The organism is Bifidobacterium sp. RTP21102st3_E2_RTP21102_210122, assembly GCF_040916945.1.
In the GTDB taxonomy this organism is placed as follows: domain Bacteria; phylum Actinomycetota; class Actinomycetes; order Actinomycetales; family Bifidobacteriaceae; genus Bifidobacterium; species Bifidobacterium longum.
In genome coordinates this window covers 30381-53236 of sequence record NZ_JBCPAN010000006.1, presented here as the reverse complement: position 1 = coordinate 53236, position 22856 = coordinate 30381, and the positions used below count along the sequence as shown (strand labels likewise).

Sequence of the window (22856 nt, the reverse complement as noted above, 5' to 3'; positions counted from 1 at the left end):
AATCCAAAACTTGAGTCATATGCACTCAAGTTTTGGGAATAGAATGGGTTCCAGGTCGGTTGACCATATCAGACAACGACAAGCTGCGGTCTGTCGCAACGCTCGCAGGGCTTTCGAAGCCCGCGAGCCGCACTGCGCAGACCGCATGATATGGAGGAATACGATATGGAACAGAAGTTCACCACTATGGCCCAAGAAGCCGTCGGCGACGCGATTCAGAGTGCGTCCGCCGCAGGAAACGCGCAGGTCGAGACCCTGCACGTCATGGATGCGCTGCTGCGCCAGGAAAACGGCGTGGCGCGCTCTCTGATCGAGGCCGCGGGCGGGGACCCGCAGGCCATCGGCGCGGCGGTGCGCAACGCTTTGGTCGCGCTGCCGAGCGCATCCGGATCCAGCACCTCGCAGCCACAGGCCAGCCGCCAGCTGACCGCCGCCATCGCCCAGGCTGAGAAGGAAATGCAGCAGATGGGCGACGAATACGTCTCCACCGAACATCTGCTTATCGGCATCGCGGCCAGCAAGCCGAACCAGTCGGCCGAAATCTTGGAGAAGAACGGCGTCACCGCAGCCTCCCTGCGCAAGGCCGTACCCGGCGTGCGTGGTGGCGCGAAGGTCACCAGCCCGGACGCGGAAGGCTCGTACAAGGCCCTAGAGAAGTACTCCACCGACCTGACGGCCGCCGCCAAGGAAGGCAAGCTGGACCCGGTCATCGGACGTGACCAGGAAATCCGCCGCGTGATTCAGATCCTCTCCCGTCGTACCAAGAACAACCCGGTGCTGATTGGCGAGCCCGGCGTCGGCAAGACCGCCGTCGTGGAGGGTTTGGCCCAGCGTATCGTGGCGGGCGACGTGCCCACCACCCTGCAAGGCAAGAAGCTCATTTCCCTTGACTTGGGCTCCATGGTGGCCGGTTCGAAGTACCGTGGCGAGTTCGAGGAGCGCCTGAAGAGCGTCCTGAACGAAATCAAGAATGCGGATGGTCAGATCATCACCTTCATCGATGAGATCCACACCATCGTCGGCGCGGGTGCGGCCGAAGGCTCGATGGATGCCGGCAATATGTTGAAGCCCATGCTGGCCCGTGGCGAGCTGCGCCTGATCGGCGCGACCACGCTGGACGAGTACCGCGAGAACATCGAGAAGGATCCGGCGCTGGAGCGTCGTTTCCAGCAGGTGTTCGTGGGTGAGCCGAGCGTGGAAGACACCATCGCCATTCTGCGTGGTCTGAAGCAGCGTTACGAGGCGCACCATAAGGTAACGATCGGCGACGACGCGCTGGTCGCCGCCGCGACCCTCTCGAACCGTTACATTTCGGGTCGTCAGCTGCCGGACAAGGCCATCGACCTGGTCGATGAGGCGGCCGCGCACCTGCGTATGGAGCTCGACTCCTCGCCTGAGGAGATCGATGAGCTGCAGCGCAAGGTGACCCGTCTTGAGATGGAGGAAATGCAGCTCAAGAAGGCCGAGGACCCCGCGTCCAAGGAGCGTCTGGGCAAGCTGCAAGCCGAACTCGCGGACACCCGTGAGAAGCTCAGCGGTCTCAAGGCGCGTTGGGATGCGGAACAGGCCGGCCACAACAAGGTCGGCGACCTGCGTGCCAAGCTCGACGACCTGCGCGTGCAGGCGGATAAGTACACCCGTGAAGGCAACCTCGCGGAGGCCTCGAAGATTCTGTACGGCGAGATTCCGTCCATTCAGAAGGAGCTTGCCGCCGCGGAGAGCGCGGATGCTGAATCTGCCGATGCCGGCGCGGCCAACCCGGCCGATGAGCCGATGGTCCCGGACCGCGTGGATGCCGACTCGGTGGCTGAGATCGTCTCCGACTGGACCGGCATTCCCGTCGGCCGCCTGATGCAGGGCGAAAACGAGAAGCTGCTGCACATGGAGGACTACCTCGGCAAGCGTGTGATCGGCCAGAAGGAAGCCATCGCCGCCGTGTCCGACGCGGTGCGCCGTTCGCGTGCCGGCATCTCCGACCCGAACCGTCCGACCGGATCGTTCCTGTTCCTCGGCCCCACCGGTGTGGGTAAGACCGAACTGGCCAAGGCGCTCGCCGACTTCCTGTTCGACGACGAGAAGGCCATGGTCCGCATCGACATGTCCGAATACATGGAGAAGGCTTCGGTCTCGCGCCTGATTGGCGCGGCGCCGGGCTACGTGGGCTACGAGCAGGGCGGCCAGCTGACCGAGGCCGTACGCCGTCGCCCGTATTCCGTGGTGCTGTTCGATGAGGTTGAGAAGGCCAATCCGGAGATCTTCGACGTGCTGCTGCAGGTGCTTGACGATGGTCGCCTGACCGATGGCCAGGGCAGGACCGTGGACTTCAAGAACACGATCCTGATTATGACCTCCAACCTCGGCTCGCAGTTCCTCGTGAATGAGGACATGGACGCCGACGCCAAGAAGAAGGCCGTGATGGACGCCGTCCACATGAACTTCAAGCCGGAGTTCCTGAACCGTCTGGACGACATCGTCATGTTCCACCCGCTTACGCGCGAGGAGCTTGGCGGCATCGTGGATATCCAGGTGGCTGGCGTGTCCCAGCGTCTGACCGATCGCCGCATCACGCTGGACGTCACCGACTCGGCTCGCGAATGGCTGGCCAACACCGGTTACGACCCGGCTTATGGCGCTCGTCCGCTGCGCCGCCTGGTACAGACCGAAGTGGGCGACCAGCTGGCCCGTATGCTGCTGGCCGGCAAGGTCCACGACGGTGACACCGTGCTCGTCGACCAGACCGGCGGCGAACATCTGGAGCTCTCCGCTTGGGCGAGCGACCAGATCGTCTCCGACGACCCGGATGTGAGCGTGGACAACGTCACCGAAGACAAGTGACAATCACTGGCTCCCCTCTCTGAGCAAAGCTGTCAGCGAAGCTGACTGAGGGGAGTTCGGGCTGGCGAGCTTCACTATATTGGCTCTCCTCTGAGGAGGAGAGCCTTTTCGCTACCATGGTGCTGAACTTCATACGAGGAGGGCCAGTGACTGGACGATTCGCGCCGACGCCGTCGGGGCGCATGCATATCGGCAACGTGTACGCCATGTTGGGTGCATGGCTTTCGGCCCGCTCGCGTGGCGACCGCATGCTGATGCGTATCGAGGACGTGGACAAGCCGCGTGTGGTCGCCGGTGCGGACCAGCTCATGATGGATGACCTGCATTGGCTCGGCCTCGACTGGGATGGCGAACCGATGTTCCAATCCCAGCGCACTGAACGATACGAATACGCTCTCGAATGCCTGCGCTCGCAAGGTGTGCTGTACCCCTGTTTCTGCTCGCGTGCCGACATTCGCGCCGCCTCGGCCCCCAACGAGGGCGACGGCTTCATGGTGTACCCCGGCACGTGCCGCCGCCTGCTGCACGACCATCCCGACGAGGTCCGTGCCCGTTTGGTTCGCGGCGACCAGCATTCCATCCGTATCGCCATGCCGGAATCGGCAGCGGGAGAAAAGCAACGTACAGTGCCTGACGATTCCGCTGCGCTGTCGGGAGCCGTGCCGCCGGAACAGCAGGGCGATGCCGGAATCGTTGATGGTGTCGCATGCTTTAACGACCGTGTCTATAGTCCACAGCACTACGATTTGGCCCGCGAGGTAGGCGATTCCGTGATTCGCCGAGCCGATGGACTGTTCGGCTATCAACTGGTCGTGGTCGTGGATGACCTCGATATGGGTGTTGATGATATCGTGCGCGGCCGTGATCTGCTGCGCTCCACCGCGCTGCAAATGTGGATTCGCCAGTGTCTGTTGGCTGGCGGCTTTGAGCCGGAATGCGGCAACACGGAAAAGCCTCTCGCCGAGCACCCCGAGTATGCGCACCTGCCGCTTATCGACAATGCGGCCGGCCGGCGTTTAGCCAAGCGCGAACGTTCGCTGGATATGGGAGCCTTGCGCGCCCGCAACGTAACCCCCGAGCAAATCATCGGATACTGCGCCTGGCTGCTGCGTCTGCAACCCACTCCAATTCCTTGCAAACCCGCCGATCTGCTGGCAGATTTCAGCTGGGAGCCACTGCGCGCCAACCACCTGGACCGCGCGCTGAAACCGGATGATCCAACCACTCCACAATGGCTGGCAGAAGCGTTAGGCTAGAGGCAGCCCAACAGGAAGGATTCCAATGTCGTCGAAGCTCTGGAGAAACGTGGCGCTGGCAGGCGTGGCCGCCGCCGGTGCTGCCGTGTGGGCCGTGGCCCCGCGCACGTTCAATGACAAGCGTCGTAATTTCGTGCCCTCCATTCCGGAGGTATGGTATGCCCATCGTGGCTTGCATGATGCGGGTTCTGGTTTGGTCGGCTATACCGATATCGCTGATTATGGTGGGGATAATCCGGTTAGCGCCCAAGCCGATACCACTGAGCGATCCATCGCCGAAAACGATGATTATGTGTCGCTTGCCCGTCGCATGGCTGTCAAGGCCGGCTACGGCAGTGCGGATATGACCGGTCCGATTGCTCCCGAAAACTCGCTGGCCGCGTTCGCCGCCGCCTGCGAGGCTGGCTATGGCATCGAACTCGACGTGCAGCTTACGCTCGACGGCCAAGTGGTCGTGGTCCATGACGCCGATTTGTTGCGCGTGGCCGGCGATCCGCGCCGCATCGAAGACCTGACTTACGACGAACTCGCCCGTATTCCGCTCTTCCCGAACGGCGAGTCAGGCGATTTGAAGGCCGAACCGTTGCCGGGTGCCGACGCGAACCCGCCGCTGGTGGTCACGCCGTCCGCCGCGCCGAAGGGGTACTACCAGCATGTGCCGCTGTTCTCCGATGTGCTGGACGTGGTGGCCGGCCGGGCTCCGCTGATTGTGGAATACAAGTTCAGCAACAACAGGGCTTGGGATGAGCGTAGCGAAGAGCTCATGGAAAAGGGCCACGCCTTGCTTGAGGCGTATGACGGCCCGTACGTGATCGAATCCTTCCATCCGGGCGCGGTGAATTGGTACAAGGAGCATCACCCTGAGGTGTGCCGCGGTCAGCTGAGCTGGCCGGCGAAGCTGAGCAAGAATGGTGCGGCTGAATGGGCCGCCGGCTTACTGGCGTTCGACTGGCTGTCTCGTCCTGATTTCGTGGCTTATGACTGGACCGGTGGCGCTTCGCCGCAAGTCAAGCTCGCTCGTTCGATGGGTGCGATGCCGGTTTCATGGACCGTGCGCAGCAGCGATGAACTCGCCCAGTGCGCCCCCTACTTCGACCGCCACATCTTCGAAGCGTTCGTCCCCGACGCAGTGTGAGGTTGAGGGCGTTATTGATGCGCCCATGGGGTGGTTACAGGCTCATCGGGCGGTAACTTGCCCATGGGGCGGTTTGAAGAATATGTGAAACCGCGGAATTAAGCCATTTTGGCATACCGCCCCATGAGGATTTTGCCGCCTCATGGGGCAATTACCGCCCCATGGGGGATTTCCCGCCCCATGAGGTATGGCGTTTTACTTGTGATACGGCTCGCCAGCGTTGATTTTATAAGCGCGATAGATCTGCTCCAGCAGAATCACGCGCATAAGCTGATGCGGGAACGTCATCTTCGAGAAACTCAGCAGAAAATCAGCACGACGCAGAATCGCGTCGTCAAGGCCGATTGAACCGCCGATGACCAGCTGAATATGGCTGGTGCCACGCAATCCAAGGTCGTTGATTTTGGCGGCCAATTCTTCACTGGACAGCTGCTTGCCATTGATGGCAAGGGCAATAACAAACGCGCCGTCCTTCAGATGCTTGGCGATGCGTTCGCCTTCTCTGGCCTTGATCTGTCGGTCAACGCCTTCGGAGGCATGGTCAGGCGTTTTCTCATCTGCCACTTCAATGATGTTGAGCTTGCAGTAGCGCGAAAGTCGCTTGGAATACTCGTCAATGGCGTCGCGAAGGTAACGCTCCTTCACGCGCCCCGGCGCAATAATGTCGATTTGCATAGATGTTCCGTTATGTTGGCTCCCCTCGGGGAGGGGAGCCAGGGAAATCAGTCAATTACGCCATAGAGACGGTCACCGGCGTCGCCGAGTCCCGGCACGATGTAGCACTTGTCGTTAAGACGTTCGTCGACCGCGCACACCACGACCTTGAAGTCGATGGACGGGTCGATGTGCTCCTCGACGTACTTGATGCCTTCGGGGGCCGCGATGATGTTGATCGCGGTCACGTCCTTGGCGCCGCGCTCGGCCAGGTAGTGCGTGGCGGCGACCAGCGTTCCGCCGGTGGCGAGCATCGGGTCGATGAGGAAGCACTGGCGGCCGGACAGGTCCTCGGGCAGACGGTTCGCGTACGTCACCTGCTGGGTGGGGTGCTCCTCGTCGCGCTTCATGCCCAGGAAGCCGACTTCAGCAGTCGGAATCAGGCGGGTCATGCCGTCGAGCATGCCCAAGCCAGCGCGCAGCACCGGCACGATGATCGGGCGCGGGGAGGCGAGCTTCTTGCCGGTCATCGGGGCGACCGGCGTCTCGATCGGCGCGGCCACCACGGACAGGTTGCGGGTGGCCTCGTAGGCCTCAAGCATCACGAGTTCGGAGACGAGCTCGCGGAAGGTGGAGGAGGGGGTGTTCTTGTCGCGCAGCACGGTGAGCTTGTGCTCGACCAGCGGATGATTCAAAACATGGAGTTCCATGATTCCCAGCCTAGTCCAAGTTTGCCGACCTGCCGAATTGGTAATGGCGCGGCTTGCTTATCGGATTGGATTTGTGGGTGATTCGACTTTTTGCTGCGATAGGCCAGTTGCAGCAGGACAATGCCCTGTCCGTGCCGAGATCTGCCTCTGATACCTCTGAGAGGGTAAAGCGTAAAAAACAACACGGTGTAAAACAGGGAATGAAACTGGTGTAAAACCGGGAATGAGATAGGTGTAAAATCGGGAATGAAACTGGTGTAAAATCTATATTGTTAGAACGATAGAACTGGGAAAGGCTGCAATATGAACGATTTGAGTGGTCGCGATGGTACCTTGACCAGGCCTGATTATCGTTCACGCGTGGTAGATAGCAGATTAAGTAAACTGCTCAAGGCGTTCGGTGCAGTGGAAATCGTTGGGCCGAAATGGTGCGGCAAGACATGGACCGCGCTCTCCCGGTCTCGAAGCGTTGATCGTCTGGATGATGTGGCAGTTTTCGCGGCCGCCCAAACCGATCCTGCATTGGTGCTGATGGGGGAGGAGCCCCATCTGGTGGACGAATGGCAAGATGTACCGCAAATTTGGGATGCCGCTCGTCGCCATATAGATGACAATGCGAACCGCAAGGGGCAGCTGATTCTTACAGGTTCGGCTATTCCAAAGGATCGTGACGCCATTCATCACAGCGGCACTGGTCGCATTGCTCGTCTGCGCATGTGGCCCATGAGCTTGGCTGAATCCGGAGAATCCACGGGCGCGGTCAGCCTATCCGATTTGTTCGAGGGGAAATTCGAGCCTGCCGAATGCAATACGAGTATCGAAGACATCGCCAGATGGTGTTGCCGTGGCGGATGGCCCGCGAATCTTGAGCTAGACGATGAATTCGCCTTGGAAATCCCGGGCGAATATATCGCAAGTGTGCTGGATATCAGCGTGCCGAAGATGAAGAAGAATCCTGAAACTGCACGAGCTTTGATGCGAGCTCTTGCCGTGAACATCTCGCAGGCACCAAAATATGCGACGCTGGCTGCGGATATGGCATATGGCGATGAGCGGCGTGAGCCGGATACGCAGACGGTGAAGAGCTATTTGGAAATGTTCAAGGACTTGTACCTTCTGACGGATTTGGAGGGTTGGGAACCGCCACTCCGCGCAAAGAGTCGTGTGCGAACCAAGCCCAAGCGATATTTCGTGGATCCTTCGTTGCCTGCTGCGGTTTTAGGTGCCGCGCCGAATACTCTGATGCGCGATACACAGACGCTCGGCGATCTGTTTGAAACGCTGTGCATTCGTGATTTGAATGTATATCTGTCGGCTATGCCGGGTGCCGGGAATCGCATTGCGTATTACCGCGATGACAAGGGGCTTGAAGTTGATGTCATTATCGAGTTGTCTGACGGCAGGTGGGGTGCCATCGAAATAAAACTCAGTGACCTTAAGGTGAACGATGACAATGCGGATAAGCTCAAATCCTTCCGCAACATAATCTGCGGCAATCCCATGGCTCAGGTCCGAGACCCCGAATTCATGATGTTCCTTACCGGCCGAGGTGGGAAGGCCTATCGCCGCAATGACGGCATACTGGTCGTGCCCATCGCAACGCTCGGGGCGTGAATCTGGTAAAAGAAAAGAAGCGCCGAACCGCGAAAGCGCCTGTCGGCGCAAGGGCCGCTCGCGGCGGCAAAAAATGGAGCCCGGGGCTTAAGCACGGTCCGACGCGGATACTTAGTATAGCTTGCGATGGGGCTCGCCGCGCCGGGGAAGGGGTGGCGTTGGCCGGTAGCTGATTGTTGGGGTGCGGTTGGTGGGTCTCTCCCTCAGTCACGGGCATCGCCCGTGACAGCTCCCTCATCAGAGGGAGCCTGGAGCAGGACTACTCCAACCGTCCGCGACGCCAGAGGTTGGCACCGTGCTGGAAATCCTTGGCGGTGGCCATGAGGCTGCCGGCGGTGTGCATAAGGCGGGCGGCTTTGGTGCGCACGGCCTTCTCATCGGCATCCGAGGAGAAGGCGCCGTTGGCCTCGGCCCGGGTCACCATGCGCCGCGCCTCCACGCGCAAGCCCAACGCCACCACATCGGTAAACGCCGCCGCACGCTCAAGCGCCACGGCAAAATCGCCCACAAAAGCACCGGAGAGAATCGAATCGGCCAATCGCACGATGTCATCTTCACTGGGAGCCTGATCCACGCCGGCGATGGCGGAGGCGGTAGTGGCCACCGGCTCACCCAAGCGCCACAGATGCGCGATCGAGTCGCGATTCGATCGCATCCACGTACGCAACATATACAGTCGCCACAGCACACCAGGCAGCGAATCCGGCTCGGTATCGCTCCATAGTTCGGCGATTTCATCCACGCCGACCGTCTCCACCAACGTGAGCACCCGCTCAACAACCGCCGGGTCTTCGCTATGGCGCACACGATCCAGCAATGCGGCAGCAGACAGATGACTCATCTCGCTCAACGCCTGCGGGTCCATGCCACCGGCCAATCCATCGGCCACAGCCGGGTCGAGCTGAGCCGGGCGCGAGGGGCGTGAAGAACCCATGCGAGCAGGTCCGAATGCCGCTCCGGCCGCACGCAACGAGCCGAAGCCCGGGCCCAGACTGCCGGCGGCACCATTGTGCGCGGCATGAGCTGCAGCGGCAGCGGCCGAGGAGTTGGATGAATCAGGAAATGCGGGTCTAGTAGACAAGCGGTTGAACCTTCTGAATATCGATGATTTTGGGACCATGAGGCGTCGGAGTGACGAACAGCGCCACCGCCGTGCCGGTCGGCATGAACGGTGTCTTGGCGATCAGGCGTTTGCTCAGAGACGGCGCAACGCACATGCTGCGCAGGTGTCCGAACATACCACCAATCACCGGCCGGTGCATGCATATCGCTATGGGCTGACGGCGCTCAAGTGCGAACTCGATTTCGCTGAGTAGACACTCCCATGCGGTGTCCGGCGCAGCGGCGTATGCATCTTCGGTGAGCGGATCGAGATGAACCATGTCTCGTCCGGTCTGCCACGCGAACATCTCCAACGTCTCCTGGCAGCGCACCCAAGGCGACGTGGCCAGTCGGGTCGGATTGAAACACGCCAGCTCGCGGTTCAGCGCGTATGCCGCAGCCGCGCCGCGCGGCGTGATCGGACGGTTCGCGTCCGAACCCTTCCACAGCTTGCGCGCTTCCGCTTTGCCGTGGCGCACGATAATCACCGGCACGGCGTCAAGCGCGCCCTCCTGCACCCGATCAACGAATAGCGCGAGGATGTCCTTATCGGTGGAATGGCTGAGCTTCTTGCGGGCCTCGGCCGGCGTCAGCCACAAAACTTCGTCGATTTCGCCGATGTCCGCCCGATGCACCGGGCCAAACGCATGGGTACGCCGCAGGTTGTCGATGGCGCTGATCGGCGTGGCCATCCAGAACTGGATATGCTTGGTATCCGCCGACCGATCCTTGGTATGGCGCTGTTTGCTGCCTTCTTCGGACAGCGGGTACTCGATGTCGCCCAGATAGGGGCCAAGTTCCACGGACAGGCCCGATTCCTCGCCGATCTCGCGTACGGCGGCATGCCGGTGCGATTCGTTCGGGTCGACCTTGCCTTTCGGCCAGCTCCAGTCGTCGTATTTCGGGCGATGCACGATGCACAGTTCGATGCGGTTGAGTACGTTGTCCGCTGTGGCTGGGCTGTCGGCCTGCGCCGGGTCCGGGGTGGAAGCCGCGTCCGATGCGCCGGGTGCTGCCGTGGTCTCGCCGTCAGAATCCGTGGTGTTCGCGATGATGGTGCCATCGGTGGCAATATTGGATTTCACTGATGGAGATGATGCCCGCGTCGGCTCGGCATCATCCTTCCACCGGTACAGAATACCGCCGGCGGCTTCCACGATTCGTCTCATACTGTTCGTACCCATCTCTTGTATTGTAGGTCACGTTGGACCGCTGCTACGTAGTTTTTGCGCGCTGAACAACGATGCCCGGCATCCTCTCGAAAGAGGAGCCGGGCATCGTAACCACCCTCAGTTAGCTTGCGCTGACAGGGAGCATCGAGTGAAATCAGTTGTGTGAATTGGGGCGACGCTGGTGCTTGCGAATCAGGTATTCCTGACTATCGACCAGCGGGCGGCCCTCGTCGTCCTTGGTGTGCAGCACATACGTGCCGTCGGGCTGCATGTGCCAGCTCATGGTGGAGTCGGCCATCTGCAGGTCCACGTACTTGATGAGCTCGTCAATCTGCTCCGGGGCGGTGACGCGCACCAGAGCCTCGACGCGGCGATCAAGGTTACGGTGCATGAGGTCAGCCGAACCGATGTAGACCTCCGGGCCGGAAGCCGGGCCCTCGCCGATCTGCGGGCCGTCCGCATTGCAGAAGGCGTAGATGCGGGAGTGCTCCAGGAAGCGGCCGAGAATCGAACGTACGCGGATGTTCTCGGACAGGCCGGGAACGCCGGGCTTCAGAGCGCAGATGCCGCGTTCGACGATGTCGATCTTCACGCCGGTCTGAGAGGCACGGTACAGGGCGTCGATGGTCTTCTCGTCCACGATGGAGTTGACCTTGATCTTGATCCAGGCCTCCTTGCCGGCGCGGGCGGCGTCCTCCTCGCGGCGGATGCGCTGAATCAGGCCGGTGCGCACGGTACGCGGGGCCACCAGCAGACGGTGGAAGCTGGACTTCGGCGCGTAACCAGAGAGCTGGTTGAACAGACGAGTCAGATCCTGGCCGACCACCGGGTCGCAGGTCAGCAGACCCAGATCGGTGTACAGTCGCGCGGTCTTCGGGTTGTAGTTGCCGGTGCCTACGTGGCAGTAGCGGCGCAGACCGTCCGCTTCCTGACGCACGACCTCGATGAGCTTGCAGTGGGTCTTCAAGCCCACGATGCCGTACACCACGTGCACGCCGGCGCGTTCGAGCTTGCGGGCCCACGCGATGTTGGCGTCCTCGTCGAAACGAGCCTTGATTTCCACCAAAGCCAGCACCTGCTTGCCGGCATGAGCGGCGTCGATCAGGGCGTCGATGATCGGCGAGTTGGAGCTGGTGCGGTACAGGGTCTGCTTGATGGCCAGCACCTTCGGGTCCGCGGCGGCCTGCGCAAGGAAGGCCTGCACGGAAGTGGAGAAGGAGTCATAGGGGTGATGCAGCAGGATGTCGCGCTCGCGGATGGCAGCGAAAATATCCTGTGCGCGGGAGGACTCGACCTCGGCGATCTGACGGTTCGTGGTCGGCACGAACGGACGGTTCTTCAGGTCCGGGCGGTCCACGCTGCCGAGCTCAAAGAGCACGGTCAGGTCCAGCGGGCTGGGCAGACGGTATACCTCGTCCTGGCTCACGCCGAGCTGGTCGGCGAGCAGCTGGGAGAGGAAGGGGCTCGTGGTGTCCGTGATCTCCAGGCGGATCGGCGGTCCGAAGCGGCGGCGCAGCAGCTCCTTCTCCATGGCGTTGAGCAGGTTCTCGGCGTCATCCTCTTCCACGTCGATGTCCTCGTTACGAGTCACGCGGAAGGAGCGGGCCTCCTTGATGATCATGCCCGGGAACAGGGATTCCAGATGCGCGGCGATGAGCTTTTCCATGGCGATGAAGCCGTAACGCTCGTCCTTGGACTCCTCATCGGTCATGTCGTCCACCGGCACCAGGCGCGGCAGGTTGCCCGGGATCTTGACGCGGGCGAAGTGCGACTTGCCGGAGGCCGGGTTCTCCACAATCACGGCCAGGTTGATGGAACCGCCGGAAATGTAGGGGAACGGGTGGGCCGGATCCACGGCGAGCGGCGTCAGGACCGGGAACACCTGCTGGCGGTAGTAGCGCGAGAGGCGCTCCTGCTCGGAGGATGTGAGCTTGTCCCACGTCAGCAGGACGATGCGCTCCTTCTCCAATTCCGGCAGAATGGTGTCGATCGTGTAATGTGCGTGCTCGTCTTGCAGACGGTGTGCGGTCTCGCTGATCGCGCGCAGCTGCTGACGCGGGCTCAGGCCGGCGGCAGACGGCACGGCGATGCCCGAGTCGATACGGCGCTTCAGGCCGGCGACGCGGACCATGAAGAACTCGTCAAGGTTCGAGGCGAAGATCGCGGCGAAGTTGGCGCGCTCGAGCAGGGGCATGTCTTCGTTCTCCGCACATTCGAGCACGCGCTGGTTGAACTTGAGCCAGCTGAGCTCGCGGTCGAAGAAACGGTCCTTGGGCAGCGGTGCCTCGCCTTCCTGATCGACGCGGCGGTCGTTGTTGTCGTTTTCGGCAATATGCTCTGCGATTTGGCTGCGCAGAATTGCCTTCGAGGGTGCGTCAAATATCTGTGCCATAGCTTATATCGTAAGCTTTGGCGTGGCCGGAAAACGACTGAACGCGCCAGAATTCAACGGGTGTTCATGTTAGTTCGGTGTTGGTTGGTTTTGAGTGTGCTAGCGTCGCTCGCGACACGCCGTGAGCGGCGGTGAAACGAACGAAATCGAACATCGGACGGGTTCGATGTGAACGGTTCAGCTCGTTTTCCGATAGCCAGAAAGTGCGATTGAACAGTTGTGATAAAAAACGCACAACGACTCTCTGCAGGTTGCGAGAAACGGGAGTGATGAATAGATTATGAGGTACAAGAACAACTGAACAGAGCAGAGCCCACAAATAGTGTATGGTCACGAGGACTGTTACGTTGGACGGGCATTGGAAAGACTTACCGTTACAACGATGATGTTGTGCAGAGATTCTGCTCCAGTAGTTGAACTTGTAGAAAAGGCCCGCTCCGGCGGGCCTTTTCGTTTGTGTGTACAGTGGAGGGCATGACGGAAACACAGCGTACGCCAGAGGGGATGTCGTCGAAACCTCGTATCAAGCCGGCCGATGCCGAAGACGGCCGTCCGGTCTCTATCTCTGCGCGTCTCGGACGACTGCAATTCCACTATTCCGGCAAGTTCCGCGTGCTGCAGATTGCCGACATTCAGGATGGGCCGAAAGTCTCCAAAGACACCATCACCCTGATTGAGGCCAGCCTTGATGCCACACGGCCTGATCTGGTGATTTTCTCCGGCAACCAGATCGCCGGCTACGATCCGGCGTTCGCCGATTCATTCCGTAAACGTCGCTGGTGTAACGAACCTATTGCCGAATCCGCGCTGAACCATACCCGAGCGCTGGTGCGCAAGGCCATTGGCCAGTTCACTGAGCCGTTGGCGGCGCGCGGCATTCCGTGGGCCGTGACGTACGGCAACCATGATTTCCAATGCGGGCTAAGCAATGCGGAACTGGACGGTATCTATCGCGAGTTCCCCGGTTGTGTCAATCCGCCGAGTGAGACCTTGCCGAACCAGATTGCATACACCTGTGGAGCGGGTGGTGCTGTGCAGACGCTGTCTGGTGCCACTGGTTCCGGTGAACCAGGCACCTTCGCGCTGCCGGTTATGGACGTTGACCATACGCGCAATGTGCTGGGTCTGGTCATTCTTGACTCCGGCGATTACGTGCATGGCGGCGGCTTCGGCACACCATCGCCCGCAGCGCTCGCCTTCCTGAACGCCGTGCCCGACCGTATCGGTGCGAAATCAATGGTGTTCCAGCACATGCCGATGCCCGAGTATTACAACGTGCTGAAGCCGGTGGCGGCCAACGCGGCGTTTGCCATGCAGGGCTATCGTTCGCACGCCGATACCTACTACGTGCTGGACGAATTGCAAACCCAGCCCGGCGGATATTTGGGAGAAGGCATATCCTGCCCTGATACGTCAGACGAATTCGAATTGCTGCGCGAGGGGTATTTCGGCGTCGTAGCTGGTCATGATCATCGCAACGGTTTCGTCGGCGAACATGAGGGTCTGTTGCTTATCGCTACGCCAACCTGCGGATTCAATACGTACGGACCGGCTCCGGCCAAACGCGCCACGCGATTGATCGAATTTGATATCCGTCACCCTTACGAGCCGCGTACGCAATTGCTGGAGTTTGGCGAACTGGTGGGCAAGCCCAGTTCCAAACGCGCCTATACCTATGCGGTGAACCAGACCGCGCCTGGCGAGGGCGAGGGCGATGATTTGCTGCGCAAGCCGTCGCTATGGAGTCAACTGTCCGGTTTATTCAGGTAACCCGGTTTATTCAGGTAACTGTTCCTGATAGAGGCGGAAAGCGGCGCGAAGTATTCGAGGTTTCGGTGGCCTTCCGCTGTGTTGGACGATTAGTGGCAGAAATCCCGCGTCTCTTTCGTTGTGACGCGGGATTTCTGCCGGTTGGGCTATCGGTTGGATTGACTGGTATGTTTCAGCGAACGGCTTTGACCAGTGCCTCGGTGAGGTACTTGCCGGCGGCCATCACCAGCGGCGCATAGCGGCGTCCGGGGGCGGCACCCATGCGGCCGGTCGGGCCGGAAATCGAGATGGCGGCGATGACCTGGCCGGAGGCGTTGCGGATCGGGGCGGAAATCGAGCACACGCCCTCTTCGCGTTCGTTCACGGACTCGGACCAGCCGCGCTTGCGTACGGCGGCCAGCTTGGTGGCGGTGAACTTGGCGTGGCGCAATCCCTGGTGCAGACGGTCGGAATCCTCCCAAGCCAGAAGAATCTGGGCGGCGGAACCGGCTTCCATCGACAGCATGGCACCCACCGGAATGGAATCACGTAGGCCGGAGGTGCGTTCCACAGCGGCGATGCACACGCGCTGATCGCCTTGGCGGCGGTAAATCTGCGCAGACTCGCCAGTGCGATCGAGCAGGGTCTGCAGGATCGGGCCGGCGGCGGTCAGCAGACGATCCTCGCCTGCTGCGGCGGCAAGTTCGGCGAAACGGGAGCCGAGTACGAATCGGCCATGCTGGTCGCGCAGTACGAAACGGTGGCGTTCCAGTGCAATAGCCAAACGATGTGCGGTCGGTCGAGCGAGACCGGTGGCGGCCACAAGCTGGCCCAGCGTAGACGGGCCGGATTCCAGTGCGTCAAGAATCTTTACAGTTTTATCAAGGACGCCAACGCCGGAATGGATTTCCCCATCGTCCTTGGCGGTGGTGTCTTCAACCGGCTCGGACTCGGTCAAGCTGTTGTTCAATGGCTCTTCTTGGGAATCAGTCATAATAAGGGCGATTATGCCATCTCACATAGTGAAATAGCAAATTGGGGAAGTGTCTCACAGGGTGGCCATGAAGTTGAAAGGGCGTTCGTGGATGCCGAAGAGACATGTCTGGAGCGGAACCGAGTCATGACTAGGTCATGTTCGAGTCGTATCCGAGTCATATTGAGGCCATCATTTGACCGTATCTCAATATCCGGCATGCTCATGGCCGGGCCCATCGCAAGCACATAGGCTAATACCACGAACAAGGCGCGAACACAATACCTCGCGCGGAATTTTTTGGAGGAATCACTATGGGAACGACACTGGCCGAGAAGGTCTGGGCCGATCATCTGGTGCGCAAGGGCAGCGACGGAGCCCCTGATTTGCTGTACATCGATCTGATGCTCATGCATGAGGTCACCAGCCCGCAGGCGTTTGAGGGCCTGCGCTTGGCCGGCCGCAAGCCGCGTCACGTGGATCAGCTCATTGCCACCGAGGATCACAACACGCCGACCGTTGATATCGATCGCCCGAACCCGGATGAGACGAGCGCGTTGCAGTTGACGACTTTGGAGAAGAACTGCAAGGAGTTCGGCGTGCGCCTGCACCCGCTGGGCGACGCCGATCAGGGCATCGTCCACGCGTTCGCCCCGATTCTGGGCCTGACCCAGCCGGGCATGACCATCGTGTGCGGTGATTCGCATACGTCGACGCACGGCGCGTTCGGCGCGCTGGCGTTCGGCATCGGCACTTCCGAAGTCGAACACGTGATGGCCACACAGACGCTGTCTCTGAAGCCGTTCAAGACCATGGCCGTCAACGTCAACGGCAAGCTGCCCGCGGACGCGACGGCCAAGGACATCATTCTGGCGATCATCGCCAAGATCGGCACCGGCGGCGGCCAGGGTTACGTGATCGAATACCGTGGTGAGGCGATTCGCAACCTCACCATGGACGAGCGCATGACCGTGTGCAACATGTCCATCGAGGCCGGTGCGCGTGCCGGCATGATCGCGCCGGACGAGACCACGTTCGAGTACCTGAAGGGCCGTCCGCACGCGCCGGAAGGCGAGCTGTGGGATCAGGCCGTGGCGTACTGGAAGACGCTGAAGACCGATGACGATGCCGTATTCGACAAGGTGGTGGATATTGACGCCACCAAGCTCGGTCCATATGTGACGTGGGGCACCAACCCCGGCCAAGGTCTGCCGATCACCGCCTCCGTGCCGGAGCCGGGCAAGATCGCCGACGCCACCAAGCGCGCCGCCGCCGAACGTGCGATTACATACATGGGTTTGAAGCCAGGCATGCCGATCAAGGACATCGCCGTGGACACCGTGTTCATTGGTTCGTGCACCAACGGTCGTATCGACGATTTGCGCCAGGCCGCCGCGATTATGAAGGGCCACCGCAAGGCCGAGAACATCCACCGCGTGCTGGTGGTGCCGGCCTCCTCCCGCGTGCGTTTGCAGGCGGAGAAGGAAGGCCTCGATAAGGTGTTCAAGGACTTTGGCGCCGAATGGCGTAACGCCGGCTGCTCGATGTGCCTGGGCATGAACCCGGACAAGCTGGTGCCGAACGAGCGCTCGATTTCCACTTCGAACCGTAACTTCGAGGGCCGCCAAGGCAAGGGCTCGCGCACGCATCTGGCGTCGCCGGCCGTAGCCGCCGCCACCGCCATCCGCGGCACAATCTCGTCTCCCGCCGATCTCTGAGTCAATACACGTGAGCCCCCTCTGACGAGGGGCTGTCAGTCGAAGACTGACTGGGGGAGAGATCCCCGAAAGGAAAATTGTTATGGAAAAACTCACCACACTGACCGGCGTGGGCGTGCCGCTGCGCCGCTCCAACGTCGATACCGACCAGATCATTCCCGCTGTGTTCTTGAAGCGCGTGACCAAGTCCGGCTTCGATGACGCCCTGTTCTACGCATGGCGCCGAGACCCGAACTTCGTGCTCAACAAGCCGGAATACGCCGGTAAGGGCCAGATTCTGGTCGCCGGCCCCGAATTCGGCATCGGCTCCTCCCGCGAGCACGCCGTGTGGGCGCTGCACGATTACGGTTTCCGCGTGGTCATCGCGCCGAGCTTCGCCGACATCTTCTACGGCAACACCGCCAAGAACGGCGTGCTGGCCGCGATTATGCCGCAGGAGTCCGTCGAACTCCTGTGGAAGCTACTGGAGGAAGAGCCTGGTCGTGAGATGACTGTCTCGCTGGAGACCCGCACTGTCACTTGCGGCGACGTGACCCTGCCGTTCGAGGTCAACGATTACGTGCGTTGGCGTCTGATGAACGGCTACGACGATATCGATCTGACGCTGCAGCACGAGGACGACATCGCCGCCTACGAAAAGATGCGCGCCGAAAAGTTCCCCTTCAAGCCCAAGACCATCCCCGCCAAACACTGGGCCGAAGAAAAAATCGAGTCCGCCCGCGAGCCGGAGGACGCAGACTGGACAGGGCCGTTGACCGATCGAGGCATTATTTAGCCGCGATCGGCCTGCCGAGCTGCGACAGCAGCGAGGCCAGCATTGAGCCTCGCCGAAAGGCGAGTCCATAATTGCAGGCCCAGGGCCGTTGGCTCTGTGTCTGATTGAGATTATTGGGTCGCTCGCATCGCATCAGACAAAGGTCTCACTGGCTCTCGCCAGTGAGACCTTTTACGTATAGGGTCACTTCACGCAATCGTCTGGTTCCAATGCGGCAACTCGCTTAGCATCCCAAATACTTCCACCAACAACGCGAGAAAGTGCCATTCCCTCCTATCTCTTCTAGGGTGTGTTTGCACTATTTAAGTTTGCGCCAATATCACCGTACGAATCGTAGTATTCCAGACACGTACTTTGGCTGGGCAGCTCCGACGTTCATCATCTTTGTGGTAGCCAATGCCGCTTTCGCCATTATTTCGTTTGTCGGCGCGATGATGGGTTGAGTGTGCGTGTGCGCATGCAGGTTGGCTTATCGTTGAAGCATGAGTGATTTTGAGCCGTTTTACGATGTCAGCCGCAGTTACGAAGACAACTATGAGCAAGGGCCGTTCGGCTCGTTCGCCGAGGCGCTGAAGGATGGCAACGGTGCCGATGCCGCCGGAACCACCAGCGAGGGTGCCTCCGAGGGTGCCTTGGCCACCTTTTTGGGCCAGCCGGTCAACCTGCCTTTCGGCATTCCCGCAGGCCCGCTGCTCAACAGCCGTTTCACCACGGCCGCTTTCCACATGGGTTTCGATCTGGCGACCTACAAAACCGTGCGTTCGCGCGCCTGGGGCTGCAACCCGTTCCCGAACGTGCTCGCCGTACACCCCAAGTCGGCGGACGGTTCACTAACACCGGGCAGCGCCGAACTGGACGAGGGCGTGCTCGCCGACACCAATTACGAGACTCCGATCTCCATCTCCAATAGCTTCGGCGTGCCCTCGCAAAGCCCGGATGCCTGGCAGCCGGACATGCGCGCCGCCATCGAGGCCGCCGGTCCCGGTCAAGTGCTGGTCCCGAGCTTCCAAGGCTCGCGTGTGGAGGGCATGAGCGAGGAGGAATACATCGCCGACCATGCCACTACCGCCCGCCTGGTCAAGGAGACCGGTGCCAAGCTCATGGTGATGAACACCAGCTGCCCCAACGAGGGCCACAACCGCCTGCTATGCCACAATCCGCTGCTCGTGGGCCGCATCACCGAGGCCGTGAAGCAGGAGATCGGCGACATCCCGCTGATGGTCAAGCTCGCCTACATCCCCAGCGACGACGCTCTGGAGCTTATGGTGCGTTCCACCGTGGGCCACGGCACCGTGCAGGGCTTCAGCACCATCAATACGATTTCCGCCAAACTGGTCGATGCCAATGGCAATCAGGCCCTGCCCGGCGCGGGCCGCGATCGCTCAGGCGTGTGCGGCAATGCGATTCGTGGCGCCGGCCTCGACATGGTCGCCCGTCTGGCCGCGATTCGTGAAAAGCTCGGGCTCGATTTCGCGATCAACGGCGTCGGCGGCGTGGTCTCGCCCGCCGACTACCAGGCGTACCGTGACGCCGGCGCGGACTCGGTGATGTCCGCCACCGGTGCGATGTGGGACGCCGAACTGGCCCACAAGATCAAGGCCAGCCGGTAAATCGGCTCCAAAAACAAGCAACAGCCTGTACGGGCCGTGATTCCCAGACGATTCCCAGACAGTGCCCATGTTGCATTGAACCTGTTGCTGTTATATGTAATCACGGCCGAACAAGCTGCATAACTTAACCTCTTTCTTCTTCTCTCCTTTCTCTCCCCGGCGCCCATCACGCCGGGGTTTCTTTTTTGCGGTGGGTACAGCCGTCTTACTCGGCCGCCGCCTTCATGGCCACGGCGCCGACGTAGTAGACCGGCTTGTCGAAGTTCGGCTGGAACAGGAAGTCCACGTTGGCGAGCTGGTCGATGGTGAAGCCGGCCTGAATCGCCATGGAAATCACGTTTGCCGCGCCGGAGATATCGGCCTTGGAACAGAACTGGCCGCCCTTGACCTTGCGGGTTTCCGGGTCCCAGGTCAGAATCGACGTGACTGGGGTGGTGGTGAGCATGAAGTCCGGGCGATAATCCTCGGTGAGCGAGGTCTCGCGGACCGTGAGCCCGCGGCGTTCGGCACCGGCGCGGGTCAGGCCGGAGGCGGCGAGCGAGAGATCGTACAGCTGCACGGCGGACGTGGCCTGCGTGCCCATGTACTTCACGGTCGGCGTCTCGATGTTGCGGCCCACCAGCAGGCCCTGGCGCACCGCGTTGGTGGCCAGCGGAATGTAATCGTGCTGGCCGGTGGGGTTGTAGAACACGGTGGCGGAGTCGCCGGCGGCGTACACGCCCGGCGCGGACGCCTGCATGTAGTCGTCGACCACGATCGCGCCGTTCGGCAGCATGTCCACCTTGCCCTTGAGCAGGTCGGTGTTCGGCAGGAAGCCGACGGCCAGAATCGCCATTTCGGCCGTGTACTCGCCCTTTTCGGTGACCACAGTGACGGTGTCGTCGTCATTGTCGCGGAACTCGACCACCTTCTGGCCGAGCGCGAGCGTGACGCCGTGCTCCTCGAACGCGGCCGCCACCTGATCGGTGATGGTCTTATCGAAATTATTGGCCAGCGGGCGATCAAGGCCGTCGACCAGCGTGGTCTTGACGCCGGTGACGCTGAACTGCTCGGCGATTTCCGCGCCGATATAGCCCGACCCGATCACCACTGCCGACTTGGCGGTTTTCGCCTTTTCCTTGATGGCGATGGCGTGATCCCAGTTCTTGCACAGCAGCACATGCGGGCTGTCGATGCCGGGGATCGGCGGGATGACCGGGCGCGAGCCGGTGGTCACGACCAGTTTGTCGAAAGCGAGGGTCTGTTCGGCGGGGTCTCCGGCCTCGTCCAGCGCGCGGTAGGTGAGGGCTCTGGCGTCGAGGTCCACGGACGTCACGTCGGTGCGCATATGCATGGTCGCGCCGGCTTCGGCCAGAGCGGCAGGGGAGGAGTAGAACATTTTCTTCGGGTCGGATACGTGGTCGCCCGCCCACAGGGCGATGCCGCAGGAGAGGAAGGACAGCGTACCGTTGCGCTCGAAAACATGGACGGTCCAATCGGGGTGCTCGGCGAGAATCGAGGTGGTGGCGAACGTGCCGGCGTGCGTGCAGCCGATGACGGCGACTGTGGTCATAAATGCTCCTTTGCTTGTGGCCATGGCGTCTGATGCCATTGCCCTGAATCGTAGCGTAGAAGTATGGAGAACGCCGTGGCGGCAAATGTGAGGAAGATCACGTTATTGGTTTGATTCGACGGGGTGTGGAATCCGTTGTGCACGGTGATCAAAGTTCGGCTGGGGCATTTCACGGAGTCGGCACATGGCTTATGGCAAACTGGACGGTAGCATTTTTGAATCTTGATTGATTGAGGAGAGTGGCGTGGCTGAGAATCCGGATGACGTGTTGCATGTCGAGGGCGGCAAGCCTTTGAATGGCACGATCAAGGTGCGTGGCGCGAAGAACTTCGTGAGCAAGGCGATGGTCGCCGCGTTGCTGGCACCGGGCAAGTCGGTGCTGAAGAACGTGCCGGAGATTCGTGACGTGCATGTGGTGTCCGATTTGCTACGTCTGCACGGCGTGGACGTGGATGTGGACGGTGCGAACGGCATTGTGACCATCGACGCCTCGCGTGTGCAGCTGGCCGATGTGGCCGACGTGGATACACTGTCCGGTTCGTCGCGCATCCCGATCCTGTTCTCCGGCCCGCTCGTGCACCGTTTGGGTGAAGCGTTCATTCCCGCGTTGGGCGGCTGCGCGATTGGCGGACGTCCGATTGACTTCCATCTGGAGACGCTGCGCAAGCTGGGCGCCACGGTGGACAAGGAACACAAGGACGGCATCCACATCACCGCGCCCAACGGCCTGCACGGCGCGAAGATCCACCTGCCCTACCCGTCGGTGGGCGCCACCGAGCAGACTTTACTGGCGGCCGTGCTGGCCGAGGGCAAGACCGAACTGTCGGGCGCGGCCACTGAGCCGGAGATCATGGATCTGGTGTGCGTGCTGCAGAAGATGGGCGCAATCATTTCTGTGGACGTTGATCGCACCTTCCGCATCGAGGGTGTCAAGGAACTGCAGGGGTACACGCACACGTCGCTGACGGATCGCATCGAGGCGGCGTCCTGGGCGTCCGCCGCGCTCGCCACGCACGGTGACATTTTCGTCAAGGGTGCCACCCAGCCGGAGATGATCACGTTCCTCAACGTGTTCCGCAAGGTGGGCGGCAAATTCGAGGTGACGGACAAGGGCATTCGTTTCTGGCATCCGGGCGGGGACTTGAAGCCCGTGGCGATCGAGACGGACGTGCATCCCGGGTTCATGACCGACTGGCAGCAGCCGCTCGTGGTGGCCCTGACCCAGGCCAACGGCCTGTCGATCGTGCACGAGACCGTGTACGAGAACCGTTTCGGCTTCACCAAGCCGCTGGTCGAGATGGGTGCCACCATCCAGTTGTACCGCGAGTGCCTGGGCTCGCTGCCGTGCCGTTTCCGGCAGCGCAACTACAAGCATTCCGCCGTGATCTTCGGACCGACCCCGCTGACCGGACGCGACATCGACGTGCCGGACCTGCGTGGTGGGTTCAGCCATCTGATCGCGGCCTTGGCCGCGTCAGGCCCCTCGGACGTGCACGGCATCAGCCTGATCGACCGAGGCTACGCCGACTTCCGCGGCAAACTCGAAGCCCTCGGCGCCGACTTCGACTAATTCGGCCGTTCCGCGGCTCCCCTCTTTGAGGGGAGCCGCG

Annotated in this window: 16 protein-coding genes and 1 pseudogene; 10 read left to right on the top strand and 7 right to left on the bottom strand. The window is 61.2% G+C overall.

All coding sequences use genetic code 11. The features are described from left to right. The first annotated feature begins 165 nt into the window (after positions 1–165). From clpB to AB5287_RS07925, 3 genes are all read left to right on the top strand, one after another. Positions 166–2835 (top strand): ATP-dependent chaperone ClpB, encoded by a 2670-nt coding sequence (gene clpB / locus AB5287_RS07935; RefSeq protein ID WP_101014641.1) that lies wholly within the window; start codon positions 166–168, stop codon positions 2833–2835. A gap of 146 nt (positions 2836–2981) precedes the next feature. Beyond that, positions 2982–4091 (top strand): glutamyl-Q tRNA(Asp) synthetase, encoded by a 1110-nt coding sequence (locus AB5287_RS07930; RefSeq protein ID WP_007056156.1) that lies wholly within the window; start codon positions 2982–2984, stop codon positions 4089–4091. Positions 4092–4116: 25 nt separating this feature from the next. Beyond that, a complete protein-coding gene (locus AB5287_RS07925; RefSeq protein WP_007054177.1) occupies positions 4117–5226 on the top strand; it encodes a glycerophosphodiester phosphodiesterase family protein in 1110 nt (369 codons plus the stop codon). 195 nt (positions 5227–5421) lie between these two features. On the opposite strand, the gene rlmH is transcribed toward AB5287_RS07925, so the two are convergent. After that, a complete protein-coding gene (rlmH, locus tag AB5287_RS07920) occupies positions 5422–5901 on the bottom strand; it encodes a 23S rRNA (pseudouridine(1915)-N(3))-methyltransferase RlmH (RefSeq protein WP_007053094.1) in 480 nt (159 codons plus the stop codon). Between the two features lie 47 nt (positions 5902–5948). After that, positions 5949–6590 carry a uracil phosphoribosyltransferase gene (gene upp, locus AB5287_RS07915; RefSeq protein WP_007053093.1) on the bottom strand — a complete coding sequence of 214 codons (642 nt, stop codon included), beginning with the start codon at positions 6588–6590 and terminating at the stop codon, positions 5949–5951. Positions 6591–6893: 303 nt separating this feature from the next. Between upp and AB5287_RS07910 the strand changes: the two genes are divergently transcribed. Then, positions 6894–8204 (top strand): ATP-binding protein, encoded by a 1311-nt coding sequence (locus AB5287_RS07910; protein WP_368220997.1) that lies wholly within the window; start codon positions 6894–6896, stop codon positions 8202–8204. Between the two features lie 259 nt (positions 8205–8463). Here the strand turns inward: AB5287_RS07910 and AB5287_RS07905 are convergent, their stop codons facing one another. From AB5287_RS07905 to AB5287_RS07895, 3 genes are all read right to left on the bottom strand, one after another. Next, positions 8464–9285, bottom strand: coding sequence for a hypothetical protein (locus AB5287_RS07905; protein ID WP_181972927.1), 822 nt, complete (start codon positions 9283–9285; stop codon positions 8464–8466). After that, a complete protein-coding gene (locus AB5287_RS07900) occupies positions 9275–10474 on the bottom strand; it encodes an NUDIX hydrolase (protein ID WP_014485289.1) in 1200 nt (399 codons plus the stop codon). The genes AB5287_RS07905 and AB5287_RS07900 overlap by 11 nt, the downstream gene beginning before the upstream one ends. Positions 10475–10631: 157 nt before the next feature. Further along, entirely contained in the window at positions 10632–12869 is a 2238-nt protein-coding gene (locus AB5287_RS07895) for an RNA degradosome polyphosphate kinase (protein WP_368220996.1), read from the bottom strand. Between the two features lie 474 nt (positions 12870–13343). Here AB5287_RS07895 and AB5287_RS07890 point away from each other — a divergent pair, with 474 nt between their 5' ends. After that, entirely contained in the window at positions 13344–14639 is a 1296-nt protein-coding gene (locus AB5287_RS07890) for a metallophosphoesterase family protein (RefSeq protein ID WP_007056163.1), read from the top strand. A 172-nt stretch (positions 14640–14811) separates the two neighbouring features. On the opposite strand, the gene AB5287_RS07885 is transcribed toward AB5287_RS07890, so the two are convergent. Next, positions 14812–15612, bottom strand: a complete 801-nt coding sequence (locus AB5287_RS07885) for an IclR family transcriptional regulator (RefSeq protein ID WP_008783385.1) — start codon at positions 15610–15612, stop codon at positions 14812–14814. 293 nt (positions 15613–15905) lie between these two features. On the opposite strand from AB5287_RS07885, the gene leuC reads away from it, so the two are divergent. The 4 genes and pseudogenes from leuC to AB5287_RS07865 all read left to right on the top strand — a co-directional run bounded on the left by leuC (position 15906) and on the right by AB5287_RS07865 (position 19694). After that, positions 15906–17309 carry a 3-isopropylmalate dehydratase large subunit gene (gene leuC / locus AB5287_RS07880; protein ID WP_007053084.1) on the top strand — a complete coding sequence of 468 codons (1404 nt, stop codon included), beginning with the start codon at positions 15906–15908 and terminating at the stop codon, positions 17307–17309. An 82-nt stretch (positions 17310–17391) separates the two neighbouring features. Next, positions 17392–18084, top strand: a complete 693-nt coding sequence (leuD, locus tag AB5287_RS07875) for a 3-isopropylmalate dehydratase small subunit (RefSeq protein WP_368220995.1) — start codon at positions 17392–17394, stop codon at positions 18082–18084. Between the two features lie 308 nt (positions 18085–18392). Beyond that, a pseudogene (locus tag AB5287_RS07870) lies at positions 18393–18527 on the top strand (CPBP family intramembrane glutamate endopeptidase); the annotation flags it as partial. Positions 18528–18566: 39 nt separating this feature from the next. Continuing rightward, the gene (locus tag AB5287_RS07865) at positions 18567–19694 is read left to right on the top strand and encodes a diguanylate cyclase (protein ID WP_065453158.1); all 1128 of its coding nucleotides are present in this window, start codon (positions 18567–18569) and stop codon (positions 19692–19694) included. A gap of 205 nt (positions 19695–19899) precedes the next feature. On the opposite strand, the gene AB5287_RS07860 is transcribed toward AB5287_RS07865, so the two are convergent. Further along, positions 19900–21246 (bottom strand): FAD/NAD(P)-binding oxidoreductase, encoded by a 1347-nt coding sequence (locus tag AB5287_RS07860; protein WP_368220994.1) that lies wholly within the window; start codon positions 21244–21246, stop codon positions 19900–19902. Between the two features lie 244 nt (positions 21247–21490). On the opposite strand from AB5287_RS07860, the gene murA reads away from it, so the two are divergent. Beyond that, entirely contained in the window at positions 21491–22816 is a 1326-nt protein-coding gene (gene murA / locus AB5287_RS07855) for a UDP-N-acetylglucosamine 1-carboxyvinyltransferase (protein ID WP_007056295.1), read from the top strand. Positions 22817–22856: the final 40 nt, after the last annotated feature.